The sequence below is a fragment of the Lelliottia sp. RD5 genome (assembly GCF_056032945.1).
This window is the reverse complement of record NZ_JBVYHQ010000001.1, coordinates 435,638-449,962: the sequence shown is the minus strand read 5'-3', so window position 1 is coordinate 449,962 and position 14,325 is coordinate 435,638. Positions and strand designations below refer to the sequence as shown.

12 protein-coding genes and 3 pseudogenes are annotated in these 14,325 nt (G+C 53.7%); 2 read left to right on the top strand and 13 right to left on the bottom strand.

Features of this window, described 5'->3' with window-relative positions:
• On the bottom strand, positions 1-1,140 hold the full coding sequence (gene arnB, locus AC0LWE_RS02345; RefSeq protein WP_202666704.1) for a UDP-4-amino-4-deoxy-L-arabinose aminotransferase: 1,140 nt from the start codon (positions 1,138-1,140) through the stop codon (positions 1-3).
• Positions 1,141-1,707: 567 nt separating this feature from the next.
• On the opposite strand from arnB, the pseudogene AC0LWE_RS02340 reads away from it, so the two are divergent.
• Positions 1,708-2,184: pseudogene (locus AC0LWE_RS02340) on the top strand (WbuC family cupin fold metalloprotein).
• 148 nt (positions 2,185-2,332) lie between these two features.
• Here AC0LWE_RS02340 and fusA read toward each other — a convergent pair.
• On the bottom strand, positions 2,333-4,435 hold the full coding sequence (gene fusA, locus AC0LWE_RS02335; RefSeq protein ID WP_219346541.1) for an elongation factor G: 2,103 nt from the start codon (positions 4,433-4,435) through the stop codon (positions 2,333-2,335).
• 162 nt (positions 4,436-4,597) lie between these two features.
• On the opposite strand from fusA, the gene AC0LWE_RS02330 reads away from it, so the two are divergent.
• Entirely contained in the window at positions 4,598-4,951 is a 354-nt protein-coding gene (locus tag AC0LWE_RS02330) for an ArsR/SmtB family transcription factor (RefSeq protein ID WP_202666703.1), read from the top strand.
• Here the strand turns inward: AC0LWE_RS02330 and AC0LWE_RS02325 are convergent.
• From AC0LWE_RS02325 to AC0LWE_RS02275, 11 genes and pseudogenes are all read right to left on the bottom strand, one after another.
• Positions 4,929-5,264: a type II toxin-antitoxin system RelE/ParE family toxin gene (locus tag AC0LWE_RS02325; RefSeq protein ID WP_202666702.1), complete on the bottom strand. Its 336-nt coding sequence runs from the start codon at positions 5,262-5,264 to the stop codon at positions 4,929-4,931. The two genes, AC0LWE_RS02330 and AC0LWE_RS02325, sit on opposite strands and share 23 nt — an antisense overlap.
• Before the next feature lie 29 nt (positions 5,265-5,293).
• A complete protein-coding gene (locus tag AC0LWE_RS02320) occupies positions 5,294-5,527 on the bottom strand; it encodes a type II toxin-antitoxin system Phd/YefM family antitoxin (protein ID WP_202666701.1) in 234 nt (77 codons plus the stop codon).
• A 214-nt stretch (positions 5,528-5,741) separates the two neighbouring features.
• Entirely contained in the window at positions 5,742-5,972 is a 231-nt protein-coding gene (gene pptA, locus AC0LWE_RS02315) for a tautomerase PptA (RefSeq protein ID WP_131486636.1), read from the bottom strand.
• A 117-nt stretch (positions 5,973-6,089) separates the two neighbouring features.
• A complete protein-coding gene (locus tag AC0LWE_RS02310; RefSeq protein WP_202666700.1) occupies positions 6,090-6,977 on the bottom strand; it encodes a transporter substrate-binding domain-containing protein in 888 nt (295 codons plus the stop codon).
• Between the two features lie 9 nt (positions 6,978-6,986).
• Positions 6,987-7,760 carry an amino acid ABC transporter ATP-binding protein gene (locus AC0LWE_RS02305; protein ID WP_012017476.1) on the bottom strand — a complete coding sequence of 258 codons (774 nt, stop codon included), beginning with the start codon at positions 7,758-7,760 and terminating at the stop codon, positions 6,987-6,989.
• On the bottom strand, positions 7,744-8,664 hold the full coding sequence (locus AC0LWE_RS02300; protein WP_202666699.1) for an amino acid ABC transporter permease: 921 nt from the start codon (positions 8,662-8,664) through the stop codon (positions 7,744-7,746). The genes AC0LWE_RS02305 and AC0LWE_RS02300 overlap by 17 nt, the downstream gene beginning before the upstream one ends.
• Positions 8,665-8,673: 9 nt before the next feature.
• A pseudogene (locus AC0LWE_RS02295) lies at positions 8,674-9,183 on the bottom strand (GNAT family N-acetyltransferase).
• A 9-nt stretch (positions 9,184-9,192) separates the two neighbouring features.
• Positions 9,193-11,454: pseudogene (locus tag AC0LWE_RS02290) on the bottom strand (NtaA/DmoA family FMN-dependent monooxygenase).
• 16 nt (positions 11,455-11,470) lie between these two features.
• On the bottom strand, positions 11,471-12,592 hold the full coding sequence (locus AC0LWE_RS02285; protein WP_059178986.1) for an amidohydrolase: 1,122 nt from the start codon (positions 12,590-12,592) through the stop codon (positions 11,471-11,473).
• Entirely contained in the window at positions 12,589-13,590 is a 1,002-nt protein-coding gene (locus AC0LWE_RS02280; RefSeq protein ID WP_219346539.1) for an LLM class flavin-dependent oxidoreductase, read from the bottom strand. Before AC0LWE_RS02280 ends, AC0LWE_RS02285 begins: the two co-directional genes overlap by 4 nt.
• Before the next feature lie 110 nt (positions 13,591-13,700).
• Positions 13,701-14,240, bottom strand: coding sequence for an AAA family ATPase (locus AC0LWE_RS02275; RefSeq protein WP_219346538.1), 540 nt, complete (start codon positions 14,238-14,240; stop codon positions 13,701-13,703).
• Positions 14,241-14,325 lie beyond the last annotated feature (85 nt).

The following is a 14,325-nucleotide window of genomic DNA, read 5'->3' as shown; positions in this document are numbered from 1 at the left end:
TTAATATCCTGCAACTTCACGCAAGGCGGCGATCACGCGGGTAACATCGTCATCCGTCATCGTCGGGAATAGCGGAATAGAACAAATACGATCGCTGTTCCATTCTGTATTCGGTAATACAAGCGCCGGGTAGCGCTCACGATAATATTTCTGGGTGTGCGCGGCTCTGAAATGCAACCCCGTGCCTATTCCTTTTGCTTTTAAAGCCTCCATAAGGTCATTTCGGGAAATACCACAAGAAGCCTCATCTACCCGCAGAATAAACAGGTGCCAGGCGTGTTTATGTGCCCACGGCGGCTGGCTCAGCGGTAAAAACGGCGTATTTTCTAATTCTGTGCGGTAACGCTCGGCAATTTCTGCACGACGCGCATTATGTTGCTCAAGTTTTTTCAACTGAACCAACGCAATCGCGGCATTAATATCGGGGAGATTATATTTATATCCCGGGGAAATGACTTCCGCCTGCGGTGCACGCCCGTGCGTTTGCCGGTCAAATGCATCAACGCCCAGCCCATGAAACTTCAGGCTCCGCATCCGATTAGCCAGTTGCTCATCATCCGTCACGATTAACCCACCTTCGGCGCAGGTCATGTTTTTAATGGCGTGGAATGAAAAAATGGCTGTGCCGCGATGGCCGACATGATTGCCTTTATAGTACGTGCCGGCAGCATGAGCGGCATCTTCTATTACCGGAATCCCGTGGCGGTCTGCAACCGCGCGGATGGCATCAATATCGACGGGAGCACCCGCGTAATGGACTGGGATAATCGCTTTCGTTCGCGGCGTGATAGCGGCTTCAATCGCGTGTGGCGTCACCATCAGCGTGTCGCGGTCGACATCGATCATGACGGGCTCTGCGCCCAATAACACAATCATATTCAGCGTAGATACCCAGGTGAGCGAGGGCGTAATCACCTCATCACCCGCCTGAATGCCCAGCGCCATCAACGCAACATGCATGCCTGCCGTCGCAGAGCTGACGGCAATAGCATGCTGATTGCCCGTTAACGCGCAAAATGCCTGCTCGAGTGCCTGATTTTTTGGCCCCGTTGTTATCCAACCAGACTGCAAAACCTCACTCACCGCAGCGAGTTCTTCCGGCCCCATAGCGGGGCGCGAGAAAGGAAGAAATTCATTCATTGAATAATCCCATAATTAACCAGCAACGTATTACGTTCGTCCACATTATGTTTTTTCCATTCATAAAATGTGCACAGGTTTTATCATGAAGCACGAAAATTAAATGGAACGACAACGCGAATGATTCGTGGCGCAGCAACCTAAACAGTTATTAAATCAAAGAGAGTCTAACAGAAGTTTCTTAGCGCAATATTAAGAGGCGTGACGTGACATAAAAAACGCTAAAGAGAAATTCACGATCAATTATGTCTAAGGATGACAAATCGTAATATATTCTTTTTTGTCACATCCCTGTCACTTAGAGAATATTTAACGTTGTAAGGGACCAATCTTAAGGTTAAGTTAAGGTTCGTTGTGAATAACTCTCGAAGATAATATGTAATTCAATTTGGGCATTCCGCAATATATTACCGTGGCTGTTTGCATCCGGTTTATCAGGATTTTTTAGTCATCATTCTTGCGCGTTTAATCAGGTAACACCCTCATACCGATGCGTTACGCGACGAATACCGCGGTAAATTTGCAGTTGAGAATGACCGCAAGATGCCCGAAACCATAAAGGTAGATATGAAGCAGATAACGTTTAATGACTTACAGCAGCAAAGCGAACAGGCTGCAAACTCTCCGCGCTTGCGCGCTCATCGTAATATCCACCCTGAATTGAGCGACCCGGTACAGCGCCTGGCTATTGCAATGGAACCGGGAACATACGTTCGCCCCCACCGCCATCCGCACACTTTTGAACTGCTGACACCCCTTAGCGGTCGCTTTTTGGTGTTGAATTTTGATGACAACGGTACCGTGACCCATCGCGTCGTGTTAGGCGAGGAGTGCAAGGTGCTGGAGATGGATGCAGGCACCTGGCATGCCGTACTGTCTATGGATAAAGGTGGCGTCATCTTTGAGGTGAAACACGGGGGGTATCAGCCTGTCACAGAGCAAGATTCTGCAGCATGAGCTCCCGCTGAAGGCGAGCCAGGAACAGCTGAACTGATGAGATGGTACTGTCAGACGCAGGTGGGTGAAGGCGGTTTTACCCTGTAATTTATGCGGTGTGCGCCTGCTATTCCCCTGCTCCGCGCCAGTCCCCTTCAGCAGACCATGCGTTCCTACATGTGAAACGTAGACGTTGTGATGTAAGAAACGAAAAACCCCACCGAAGTGGGGTTTTATTCAGGTCAGATTAATCGCTCTAACTTTTTGCGCGGCTGGCGATAATATCGTCTGCCACGTTACGTGGTGCCTCGGCGTAATGGTGGAACTCCATGCTATAGGTGGCGCGGCCTTGCGACATCGAACGTAATGTCGTGGCGTACCCGAACATCTCTGCCAGCGGAACGTCGGCGCGAATAATTTGGCTGCCAAAACGTTCATCCATGCCCTGCACCATCCCGCGACGAGACGAGAGATCGCCCATGATGTTTCCGGCGTACTCTTCCGGCGTTTCAACTTCCACATGCATCACCGGCTCCAGAATCGTCGGATCCGCCCGGCGTGCGCCCTCTTTAAAGCCAAAGATGGCTGCCATGCGGAAGGCCATTTCTGAGGAGTCCACCTCATGATAAGAACCGAACGTCAGCGTTGCTTTAACATCGACCACCGGATAACCCGCCAGCACGCCGCTGTTAATGGCTTCGCGCAGCCCTTTTTCAACCGAGGGAATATACTCGCGCGGCACCACGCCCCCTTTCGTGGCATCAGCAAAGACAAAACCACTGCCGGGTTCCAGCGGCTCGAGGCTCAGCACCACATGGCCATACTGGCCTTTACCGCCGGACTGACGCACAAATTTACCTTCAATATCGCTCACTGCTTTGCGCAGTGTTTCGCGATAGGTCACCTGTGGACGGCCAATATTCGCCTCAACGCCAAACTCGCGTTTCATACGATCAACGATAATTTCCAGATGCAACTCACCCATGCCGGAAATGATCGTCTGGCCGGACTCCTCGTCCGTGTGCAACCGGAACGACGGATCTTCTGCCGCCAGACGCTGCAACGCGATGCCCATTTTTTCCTGATCCGCCTTGGTTTTTGGCTCGATCGCGAGTGAAATCACCGGTTCCGGGAATTCCATGCGTTCAAGGGTAATCACCGCCGTGAGATCGCTTAGGGTATCGCCCGTCGTAACGTCTTTCAGCCCCACGCAGGCGGCAATATCGCCCGCACGCAGCTCGTCCACTTCATGACGGTCGTTGGCGTGCATCTGCACAATACGACCGATCCGCTCTTTCTTCCCTTTCACCGGGTTGTACACCGCGTCGCCTTTTTTCAGCACGCCGGAGTAGACGCGGATAAAGGTCAACTGGCCGACGTAGGGGTCCGTCATCAGCTTGAACGCCAGCGCCGAGAACGGTTCGTCGTCACTTGGATGACGTTCCGCGTGTTCGCCTTTTTCATCCACGCCATCAATAGCCGGAATGTCGAGTGGTGACGGCATCAGCTCAATCACCGCGTCGAGCATGCGCTGCACGCCTTTATTCTTGAACGCGCTGCCGCACAGCATTGGCTGGATTTCCCCGGCAATGGTACGGATGCGCAGCCCGCTGATGATTTCGGCTTCATCGAGATCGCCGGTTTCCAGATATTTGTCCATCAGCGCGTCGCTGGCTTCAGCTGCCGCAGAGACCATTTTTTCTCGCCACTCCTGCGCTGTCGCCAGTAGTTCATCCGGTACAGGCGCATAGCTGAACGTCATTCCCTGAGTCGCGTCATCCCACAAAATGGCGCGCATTTTGATGAGATCCACCACGCCGGTGAAGTGTTCTTCCGCACCAACTGGAATCACAATCGGCACGGGATTGGCTTTCAGACGGTCGCGCATCATCTGCACCACGCGGAAGAAATCTGCGCCCTGACGGTCCATTTTGTTGACGAAGGCCAGGCGCGGCACATGGTATTTATTCGCCTGCCGCCAGACGGTTTCCGACTGCGGCTGTACGCCGCCCACAGAGTCATAGACCATGACCGCGCCATCCAGAACGCGCATGGATCGCTCCACCTCGATGGTGAAATCGACGTGGCCCGGGGTGTCGATAATATTGATCCGGTGCGGCTCATAACCTCTGTCCATGCCAGGCCAGAAGCAGCTCACGGCGGCGGAGGTAATCGTAATTCCGCGCTCTTGCTCCTGCGCCATCCAGTCAGTTGTTGCCGCGCCATCGTGGACTTCACCCAATTTGTGGCTCATTCCGGTGTAAAACAGGATGCGCTCGGTGGTGGTCGTTTTACCGGCATCGATATGCGCGGAGATACCGATGTTGCGATAACGTTCGAGGGGGATGGGTCGGGGCATGATGCGTCCTTAGTCAGTTTGACGTGAGATTGACGACCGGGATGGTCGCCTTAGTGTTCGTTTGCTATAATAGTCCTATTGTACGAGTATATACGAACTATTTTTTTAAGGGAGGAGCTATCATTGGTATAGCTCAACCTGATCATTACGCCCAGGAGCACCATGATCCCGAACCACCCCGAACCGGAACAAATTCAGCTGGAAAACGTCCTTTTTGCCCTCGGCAACCCGTTACGGCTGACCATTTTGCGCCTGATAGCCGATGGCAGCGAGTTAAGCTGCAATGCCTTACGCCCGCAGGAAGTGGCGAAATCCACCATGACGCATCACTGGCGTGTATTGCGCGATAGCGGCGTGATCTGGCAGCGCCCTCAGGGACGCGAGAACATGATTTCATTACGCAAAGAGGATTTGGACGCCCGTTTTCCTGGACTGCTGAACACGTTGCTAAAGGTGATGGAAAAGGAGTCAGAGTTGCAGGGACAGGTCTTAATCAGGCCTGAACCAGACGCCTAAAGAGTAACTGTTGGATATCCTGTCGCTGCGACAAGATAGCGTGCGCCGTGATGGTCATTCCTTCTACAGAATACAGAACGCGATAACCGCTCCGACTGTTAAATTCACGGTATTTTGTGCATCCGATCTTCAACAACTCTGGGCAGAGTTGAGAACCGTGCGGAATTTGTCTTACCGTTTTTTCAAATTGTTCCAGAAGATCGGCAATAGCAGGCCGTGGTTCGACATCAATCCGTCGCAAAAAAACAATGATATCCTCAATGCAGTATTTCGCCGTGAGGGTGTATTCAAAAACCAAATCGCTACCGTTCATAACCCTTCCCTGTCTGGTTGACACGATGTTCAGTCAATCAGCCCATCCAGTAACTGATCTTTCGAAAAGACGTTTCCTGCGGCATTGTCTTTTTCTGACAGCGTGAGCAGTTTCAACAATGCGATAGCGTTTTGACGTTCCTGATGTTGCTCATAAGATTCAATCACATACGCAGGGACGCCATTTTGCGTGACCAAAATAGGTTCTGAGAGTTCTAATGTCGCGGCATTCTTCTTCACGAAGCTAATGGTTTCAACTTTCATAAGATCAACCTTGTTGCGTTCCGAAGTTTTAATATAGACCATATCTAGACCACTCTCAATGACATGATGCGCTGAAAAGTCGGGAGGCATTCCCTCATCAACACAGTCAGTTTGATGGCTAAGTCGCGTGATAACAATAAGGGGGAGTAAGAATGGCTGGAAGCCGCCTCGCAAATTAACAAAGCCGCCGGGCGGCGGCTTCAGGACACCAGCATTACATCGAATAACCCGGCTTCTTAATCAGCTCGTCAAGCTTCGGGCCAATCTCCGTATCCCAGACCTTCGCTTTCCAGTCTTCCTGCTGAATCTGCTGTAAAGCAACCGACACCGAGCCATCTTTGCTGTTGAAATGGCGAATAATCACCTCGGCAATATCCGCCGCCAACGCCGTTTTTTGTTCGTCATTCAGATCACGAGGGAAACATTTGATATCAACATGTGGCATTTTCAGGCTCCTTTATGAGTAGTATTCCAGGTTATCAGATTATTTCATCAGCCTTTAACACCTTGTGCAGTTTCGAACGAGAGTCTGTACGTCATCGCATCGACTAAGTGCGCAGCGTCAATAGGTGATCCCTGGCGGATTGATCTCCGATTTTTCCACCGCTTCGCCCTGTTCACCCCAGCGTGCCAATACTTTCTGGTATTCCCCTCGCTGAATTGCACCATCAAGCGCGGCCTGCAAGGCATACACCAGCTCGTTACCTTTTTTGGTGGTCGTCGCAACATAGGCTTTTTTCGGCCCCAGTCCCACCACCCGCGTTTTACCGGTGAGCGCCGCTTTATAAGCGGATACCGACTGCGGGCCAAAAAACACATCCGCCCTGCCGGACTGAATGTACAAATTACCCGAGGCATCATCGGTCAGATAGACCGGAAGCGCAGGCTCTAGCCCCGCCTTTTGGTTCTCTGCATTCCAGCCCAGCAGAATGCGTTCCTGATTCGTCCCGGAACCGACAATCACTTTTTTACCGGCCAGGTCGGCGGCGCTTTTGATTGACTTCACGCCACTGGTCGACTTAACCGAAAACGCAAGAGAATCGACGCGATACGTCGCAAAATCAAACTTTTGCTTACGCTGTTCGGTCACGGCAATATTCACCAGCGCAACATCGTACCGACCGGAGCTGATCCCCAGCGGCCAGTCTTCCCACGCCGTGGGCACCAGCTTAAGCCTTAAGCCGAGACTCCCCGCCAGCAGACGCGCAATGTCCGGATCGCTGCCGATGCGCGTCCGGTTGTCGCTGGCCAGCAGCGCCAACGGCGGTGAATTGAGGGCTGAAATCGCCACCGTTAGCGTCCCTGGCTCCACAAATTTGTAGTTGTGTGGGATCTTAGATAGCGCCTGTTGATCGACGGTGACGGGCAACGGTTGTTCGTTTGCCTGTAAATCAATGCCCGCATGGCTCACCGAAACAACGCCTAAAAGCGCCAGAAATCCATATTTCATTTTCCCTCCTTACAGCACTTTTGACAGGAACTGACGCGTTCGCGCATGCGACGGTCGATTCAATACTTCGTCGCTGCTGCCCTGTTCCACGATTTTGCCATCCACCATAAACACAATTTGATCTGCCACTTCGCGCGCAAACCCGATCTCGTGCGTTACGACGACCAGCGTGGTTCCAGAACGCGCCAGTTTTTTGATCACATCCAGAACTTCGCCCACCAGTTCCGGATCGAGCGCAGACGTCGGTTCATCAAACAGCATGACGCGCGGTCGCAGGGCCAGCGCACGGGCAATGGCGATTCGCTGCTGTTGCCCACCGGATAAATGACGCGACCACGCATCGGCTTTATCCCGTAGACCCACCACATCCAACAGGCTGTAAGCCCTGTCGACGGCGGCTTTACGACTCAGCTGCTTATGCGCAATCGGCGCTTCAATCAGGTTCTCCAGCACCGTCAGATGCGGGAACAGGTTGAAATTCTGGAATACATACCCGACGTTGACGCGCTGTTTGAGGATCTCTTTCTCTTTCAGCTCGTAAAGCTTGTCGCCCTGACGGCGATAGCCAATGTAGTCACCGTCGATCTGGATAAACCCTTCATCGACACGTTCCAGGTGGTTAATGGTGCGTAAAAGCGTCGATTTACCGGAACCTGACGGCCCCAGAATGACGGTCACTGAACCCGGTGGGATCTCGAGTGACACGTTATCGAGCGCTTTATGACGCCCAAAGAATTTACTGACGCCTGTTATCGAAATATGACCTTCAGGAGAGGCTGGCATGGATAGGCTCCTGTGTGGTGGTGACGGAACGGGTGCGGCCGGACGTACGAGATTGATTCACCGCCGAGCGGCGCTCGCTGCGCGCCAGCCCACGTTCAACAATGTGTTGAATGGCCGACAACACGGTGGTGATAACCAGATACCAGACCGCGCCGACCATCAGCAGCGGGATCACCTCCTGAGTGCGGTTGTAGATCATCTGAATGGTGTAGAAAAGTTCCGGCATTGCCAGGACGTAAACCATCGCCGTGCCTTTCGCGAGGCTGATAATTTCGTTGAATCCGGCAGGTAAAATGGTGCGCAGCGCCTGCGGGAGAATGATGCGCAAAGTGCGACGCCATGCGGGTAAACCCAGCGCAGCCGCGGCTTCGTACTGACCGTGGTCGACGCCTAAAAAACCGCCGCGAATAATTTCGGCGGTGTAGGCACTTTGCACCAGCGTCAGTCCCACAACGGCCGTGGAAAATTGCCCCAGAACATTAATGGTTTCGAAACGCCCCCAGGTGATCCCGGTGAACGGCACGCCGAGCGACAGCGTGTCGTACAGATAGGAGAAGTTATAAAGAATAATCAGCACCACAATCAGCGGCAGCGAACGAAACAGCCAGATGTATCCCCATGCCAGACTACTGAGCAACCACGACGACGAGAGCCTCGCCAACGCCAGCATGCCGCCGATCACCACGCTCAGCGCGGTGCCGATAAGCGTGAGTAAAAGTGTCTGACCGACGCCTTCAAGGATCACCGGATTGAAGAACCAGCGTGCGAACACGCCCCACTCCCAGCGTGGATTAAACGCCACCGACTGGACGACGATCGCCAGCACAAACAGCGCAGCGATTGCCCCAACGGTGCGCCACGGATAGCGCGCCGGGACCACTTTGATGGTTTCAACGTTGTTCATCGTCGTTCCTCATGCGGTTTTACTGAACGCTTCGCGTACCAGTGTTTTCGTGAAGCGCAACCGCCCGTCAAACGGCGGCTGGCTGTACTCTTCCGGATCGCGATTCAGATCAAACTGGGCCGCATAACCTTGACTCAGATACAGCTTCACGGCTTCTGGCTGCCGAAAACCGGTGGTGAGGTAGATCTGGCTGTAGCCCGCCAGCACCGCCCTGCGCTCCAGTTCCTGAACTATTCGCGCAGCCAATCCCTGCTGACGCAGGGATTTATCGGTCTAGATGCGTTTGATTTCGGCCGTATGCTCATCGAAAGGTTTGTATGCGCCCATCGCAACGATCTCGCCGTCCCGCTCCAGGACGATAAAGAGCCCCTGCGGTGGCAGATACCACTCGGTCAGTTCCACTTCTGCATCTTTCGAAAAATAGTCGCCGTAGCGGGCGGAGTACTCGCCGAATAACCCGTCAATAATGGGCTGAAGATCGCCATCCTCCGGTGAAACGTCGCGAAAAAGTTCGTTCATAAAGACTCCTTAATCACCTAATCCCGCCGGGTTCACTTCTGAGCTCGGGATGCGCTCCACACCTTCGCCCCAGCGGTTCAGCACTTTGTCGTAATCACCATTTTTGATCACGCCATTGAGCGCCGTTTGCACTGGCTCAGCCAACCCGCTGCCTTTTTTCAGCGTCACCGCAATATGCGCCGCTTTTGGCCAGCCGCCGTCCACGCTGCCGACCAGCTTAGTTTTACCCGTCAGCGCAGCTTTCCATGCACCGATGACGTTCGGGCCAAAAAACGCATCGGCGCGACCGGACTGCAGCGCCAGCGTTTGGGCGGCATCATCTTTGGTATAAACCGGGGTAAAAGGCTTGAGGCCTTTTTTCTGGTTTTCGGCGTCCCATGCCAGCAGGATCGCCTCCTGGTTTGTGCCGGACCCGACGATGATGCGTAGACCGGCGATGTCTTCGGCCTTTTCAAGGTGCTTGATCGGGCTGGTCGATTTCACGTAAAAACCGAGCGAATCTTTGCGATAAGTGGCGAAGTCGAACTTCTCTTTGCGCTCTTTGGTGACAGTAATATTGCTGATCGCGGCATCGTATTTTCCGGACGCTACCCCCAGCGGCCAGTCTTCCCAGGACGTTGGGACGATATTCAGTTCCAGCCCGAGGCTGTCGGCCACCAGACGCGCGATGTCGGCTTCGCTGCCGATTAACGTTTTGTTGTCATCGGCAAAAACAGTTAATGGCGGCTGACTTAATCCCGCGATGGCCACCGTAAATTTGCCCGGCACGGCAAGGTGTAAACCGGCGGGTAACTGCGCGATGGCCTGGGGATTTTTCACCGTATTGACAGGCGTTTTATTGGCATCGAGACTCACGCCTGTGCCGTTAATATTCACATTTTCTGCCCAGACGGCAGGAGTAAAGGCCAGCGCGAGCGCCAGAACGAGCGATGATTTTTGCATAGCGGGTGTCTCTTATTGTTGTGTGAACTGATTTTTCGGTTGGTCTAAGCCCAGGCTCTCTCGCAGCGTTGTGCCGGGATATTCTGTGCGAAACAGGCCACGCGCCTGCAATACCGGAACCACCTGGTCGACAAAGCGCGGGAATGTGTCTGGCGTTCCGCCCTGGATGATGAACCCGTCAGAGGCGTACTCTTCAAACCACTGCTGCAAACCGTCGGCCACCTCTTCCGGCGTACCGGAAAAACGCGGGCGCGGAGAAGCGGCCTCGAGCGCGACCTGTCGCAGCGTTAAGTTACGCTCCCGCGCGTTACGTTTGATTTCATCGGTAGTGCTGCGGAAACTGTTTTGCCCTAAATCTCCGATATCCGGGAACGGTTCATCCAGCGGATACTGGCTAAAATCATGGTGTTCGAAATAACGCCCTAAATAATTCAACGCATCATTTATGGACACCAGCGCAGCCGTGGTTTGATATTGCTGCTCGACGTCGTCAGCATCTTTTCCGACAATAACGCTGACGCCCTGAAATATATGTAATTCATCGGCACGACGTCCGTGTAATTCAAGCTGTTGTTTCACGTCGCGATAAAATACTTTGGCTTCGTCTAACGTTTCGTGATGGGTAAATATGGCATCAGCGTGTTTCGCCGCTAATTTTTTACCGTCATCGGATGCGCCTGCCTGAAAAACAATCGGACGTCCCTGTGGCGTGCGGCCAATATTTAAGGGGCCGGCCACCTGGAAGAAATCACCGTGATGGTCGAGCGTATGTAATTTTTCAGGGTGGAAGAACTGCCCGCTGTCTTTATTACGCACAAAAGCGTCGTCTTCCCAGGAATCCCACAGGCCCTTCACCACATCAAGATACTCATCGGCAATGCGATAACGCAGGGCGTGCTCGGGATGTTTGTCGCGTGAGAAGTTCTTTGCTGAGCCCTCCAGCGGCGACGTCACCACGTTCCAGCCCGCACGGCCATTGCTTAAATGATCGAGGCTGGCGAACTGACGTGCGACGGTAAAGGGTTCGCTGTAGGACGTCGATAACGTACCGACTAATCCCAGACGCGACGTTAAACTCGCCAGCGCAGATAATACGGTTAGCGGCTCGAAGCGATTAAGAAAATGCGGAATGGATTTTTCATTAATATAAAGGCCATCAGCGACAAATAAGAAATCAAGCTTGCCCTCTTCAGCTTTTAACGCCGTATCTTTAACGAAATTAAAATTAATACTGGCATCCGCCGTCGCAGCGGGATGACGCCAGGCAGACATATTTCCGGACGCCCCATGTAAAATGGTCCCCAGCCGCAATTGTCGTGTTGCAGACATATTCACCTCTTAATAATTAAATGTGATGTAGCGCTTTTTCTGCAAGCTGCGAGAAATAATGTGCCGCGGGTTCAATTAACGCTTCGTCAGGATTAAATGCCGGGTGATGCAGACCAAAAGGACTTGCGCTGCCGATGCTGACAAACGCCCCGGGAATATGCTGTAAATAGACGGCAAAATCTTCGCCGCCCATGTGCAGGTCCGCGTGCTGCGTTTCGTAACCCGTTTCCCGCGCAATTGAGGTGGCAAAATCTGCCCAGCGTTCGTCATTCACCAGCGCCGTTGGCCCGGCATACCAGGTGATATCAATTTGGGCATTAAAGGCGCTGGCAAACCCGGCGGCGATTTCGCCCACGCGCGCTTTAACATTCTGTTGAACTTCAGTGCGATGGGTGCGTAATGTGCCTTCCAGCTCAACGCTTTCTGGCAGGACGTTCCAGGTGTTTCCGCCCTCGATACGCGTGACGCTCAGCACCACCGAATCCAGGGTGTTGATGTTACGGCTTGCCACGCTTTGCAGCGCCGTCACCAGCTGGCTGGCGAGCACGATGGCGTCCGACCCTTCGTGCGGTCGCGCCGCATGTGCACCTTTACCGGTGACGCGGAAAACGAATCTGTCGACGTTGGCGTAGAACGGCCCGCCGCGCGTGGCAAAGGCACCAACCGGTAAACCGGGCTCGTTGTGCATCCCAAATATGGCGCTGACATCCTGCAACGCCCCCGCGCGCACTAGGCTTTTCGCGCCGCCAAAGTTCTCCTCAGCAGGCTGGAAAAGTATCCGAACTCGTCCCTGAAGATCCGCTTCGCGGGCTTTGAGCTGTAATGCGGCACCCAGAATCACGCTGGTGTGCACGTCGTGCCCGCAAGCGTGCATCACGCCGGGATTTTGCGAGCTAAATGCCACGCCGCTGCGTTCCTCAATGGGGAGCGCATCGATATCCGCACGCAGGGCAATCTGCTTATTCCCCTTGCCAATTTCAGCGACAATTCCGGTGGGCAAATCGTAGGGCAGAATTTTAATATCAGCAGCCGAGAGCCACTGGCGCAGACGGGCGGTGGTGTCGACCTCTTGTCCGGAAAGCTCCGGATGGCGATGCAGTTCACGTCGCCAGTCGATCAGCTGTTTTCCGAGGCTCATACCAACACCTCCCCGGCAAATTTTGCCTGCGCCAGCAAACGCAGGGATTGCGTGCGGGCGCTGCCATCTGCGACAGGCGTATCAATAATGAACTCATCGATTCCATAGGTCTGGTGCAGCGCGTCCAGTTGCTCCAGCACCGAATCGGCTGTGCCTTTGATCAACGATTGCGCACGACGGGCAATGCGTAACGGCTCACTTCCAGCCTGGCGGGCAAAGGCATAGGCCTGCTCCTCACTGGCGACGGTGACGCGCTGTCCATTGGCCAGCTCCACACCCCACACTTCGACTTTTTCGGCCAGGGCATCGGCCTGCGCCTGAGACGGTGCGACAATCGCCTGAACAGCCACCATCGCGTGACGAGCGCTGTTTTCACGCCAGGTTTTAAGCACATCGCGCAGAAGATTCACATCGCCATTGAGATGCGCGGCGAAGACAAAATCCCAGTCGAGCTGAGCAGCCAGACGCGCGCTTTCGACACTTGCGCCCAGCAGGAATCGTTCTGCCGGGACGGCGGGAAGCGGAGTCGCCTGCACGGCGTCCTGTTGCGCGTCGCCAGCCGGTGAAAGCCAGTGATTCAGCTGCGTCAGTTGTTCGGCAAATGTGCCCTTTTCTTGTTGATTAAGGCCCTGCTGCAACGCGCGCGTTGAAAGCGGCAGTCCACCGGGAGCTTTACCAACGCCCAAATCCACGCGTCCCGGCGCAATTGAGGCCAGCACGTTGAAATTTTCGGCGACTTTATACGGGCTGTAGTGCTGAAGCATCACCCCGCCGGAACCGACGCGGATACGTTTTGTTTGCCCAAGGATCCAGGCAATCAGCAGCTCAGGGGACGGGCTGGCGAGTTGGGCGGTGTTATGGTGTTCGGCAATCCAGAAGCGGTGAAATCCGAGCGCCTCTGCCTGTTTCGCCAGACTTAACGTGCGCGCCAGCGCATCGGCAGGCGTTTCGTTCACCGCGACGGGGCTTTTATCCAGAATGCTGATTCGCCAGGACATGTTGTGTTCTCGTTTGACTTAACATGTCGTCATTATTAAGGAGCGATTTCACCTCTGAGAAACAATTAATTTACATTTGGTTTGCCAAAAATCAGAAATACAACGCCCTGCTAGAGGGATGACTTCAGTTCTGTGATGAGATTTTCGGCGTCCTGACGCGATGTTATGCGCACAAAACGGATGTGCGCGTACTTTGGATTTTCCATGTCCGCGATATAACGCACGCGATTGCTGCGCCAGGTTTTGATCGTCCACAGCAGCACCGACTCGCGGCTAAAGAACGCGCGGCGGAAACTTTCACGATTACCGGTATCAGGCCACAGCTCCTGTTGTGTCATGGCGCGTTTTGCGGCGCGGCTCACAGCCTGCCATAGCGTGCGCGCAAAACCGTAATCCACCCACACAATGAGGTCAACTTCGCGCCACTTTATGGTTCGCGTGCGATTATAGTTGCCATCCAGTACCCAGCCGGACGAGGCGTTTAACGCGGTTTCCAGTTTAATCATAAACCGATCGTCCGGTGTGCCCTGCCAGTCTGGCCGCCAATACAAGGTGTCCATTTCGATATAGGGAAGTGATAATTCAGCGGCGAGCCGCCTGGCTAACGTCGTTTTTCCGCTGCCGCTGGTACCGATAAGATTGATTTTCACAAGAATGACCGAGGGTGTTCAGAAAATGTACTGAACTATCATAGCGTTTTATGAATGTTAATGAAACGTCACGTCGATATCCCAT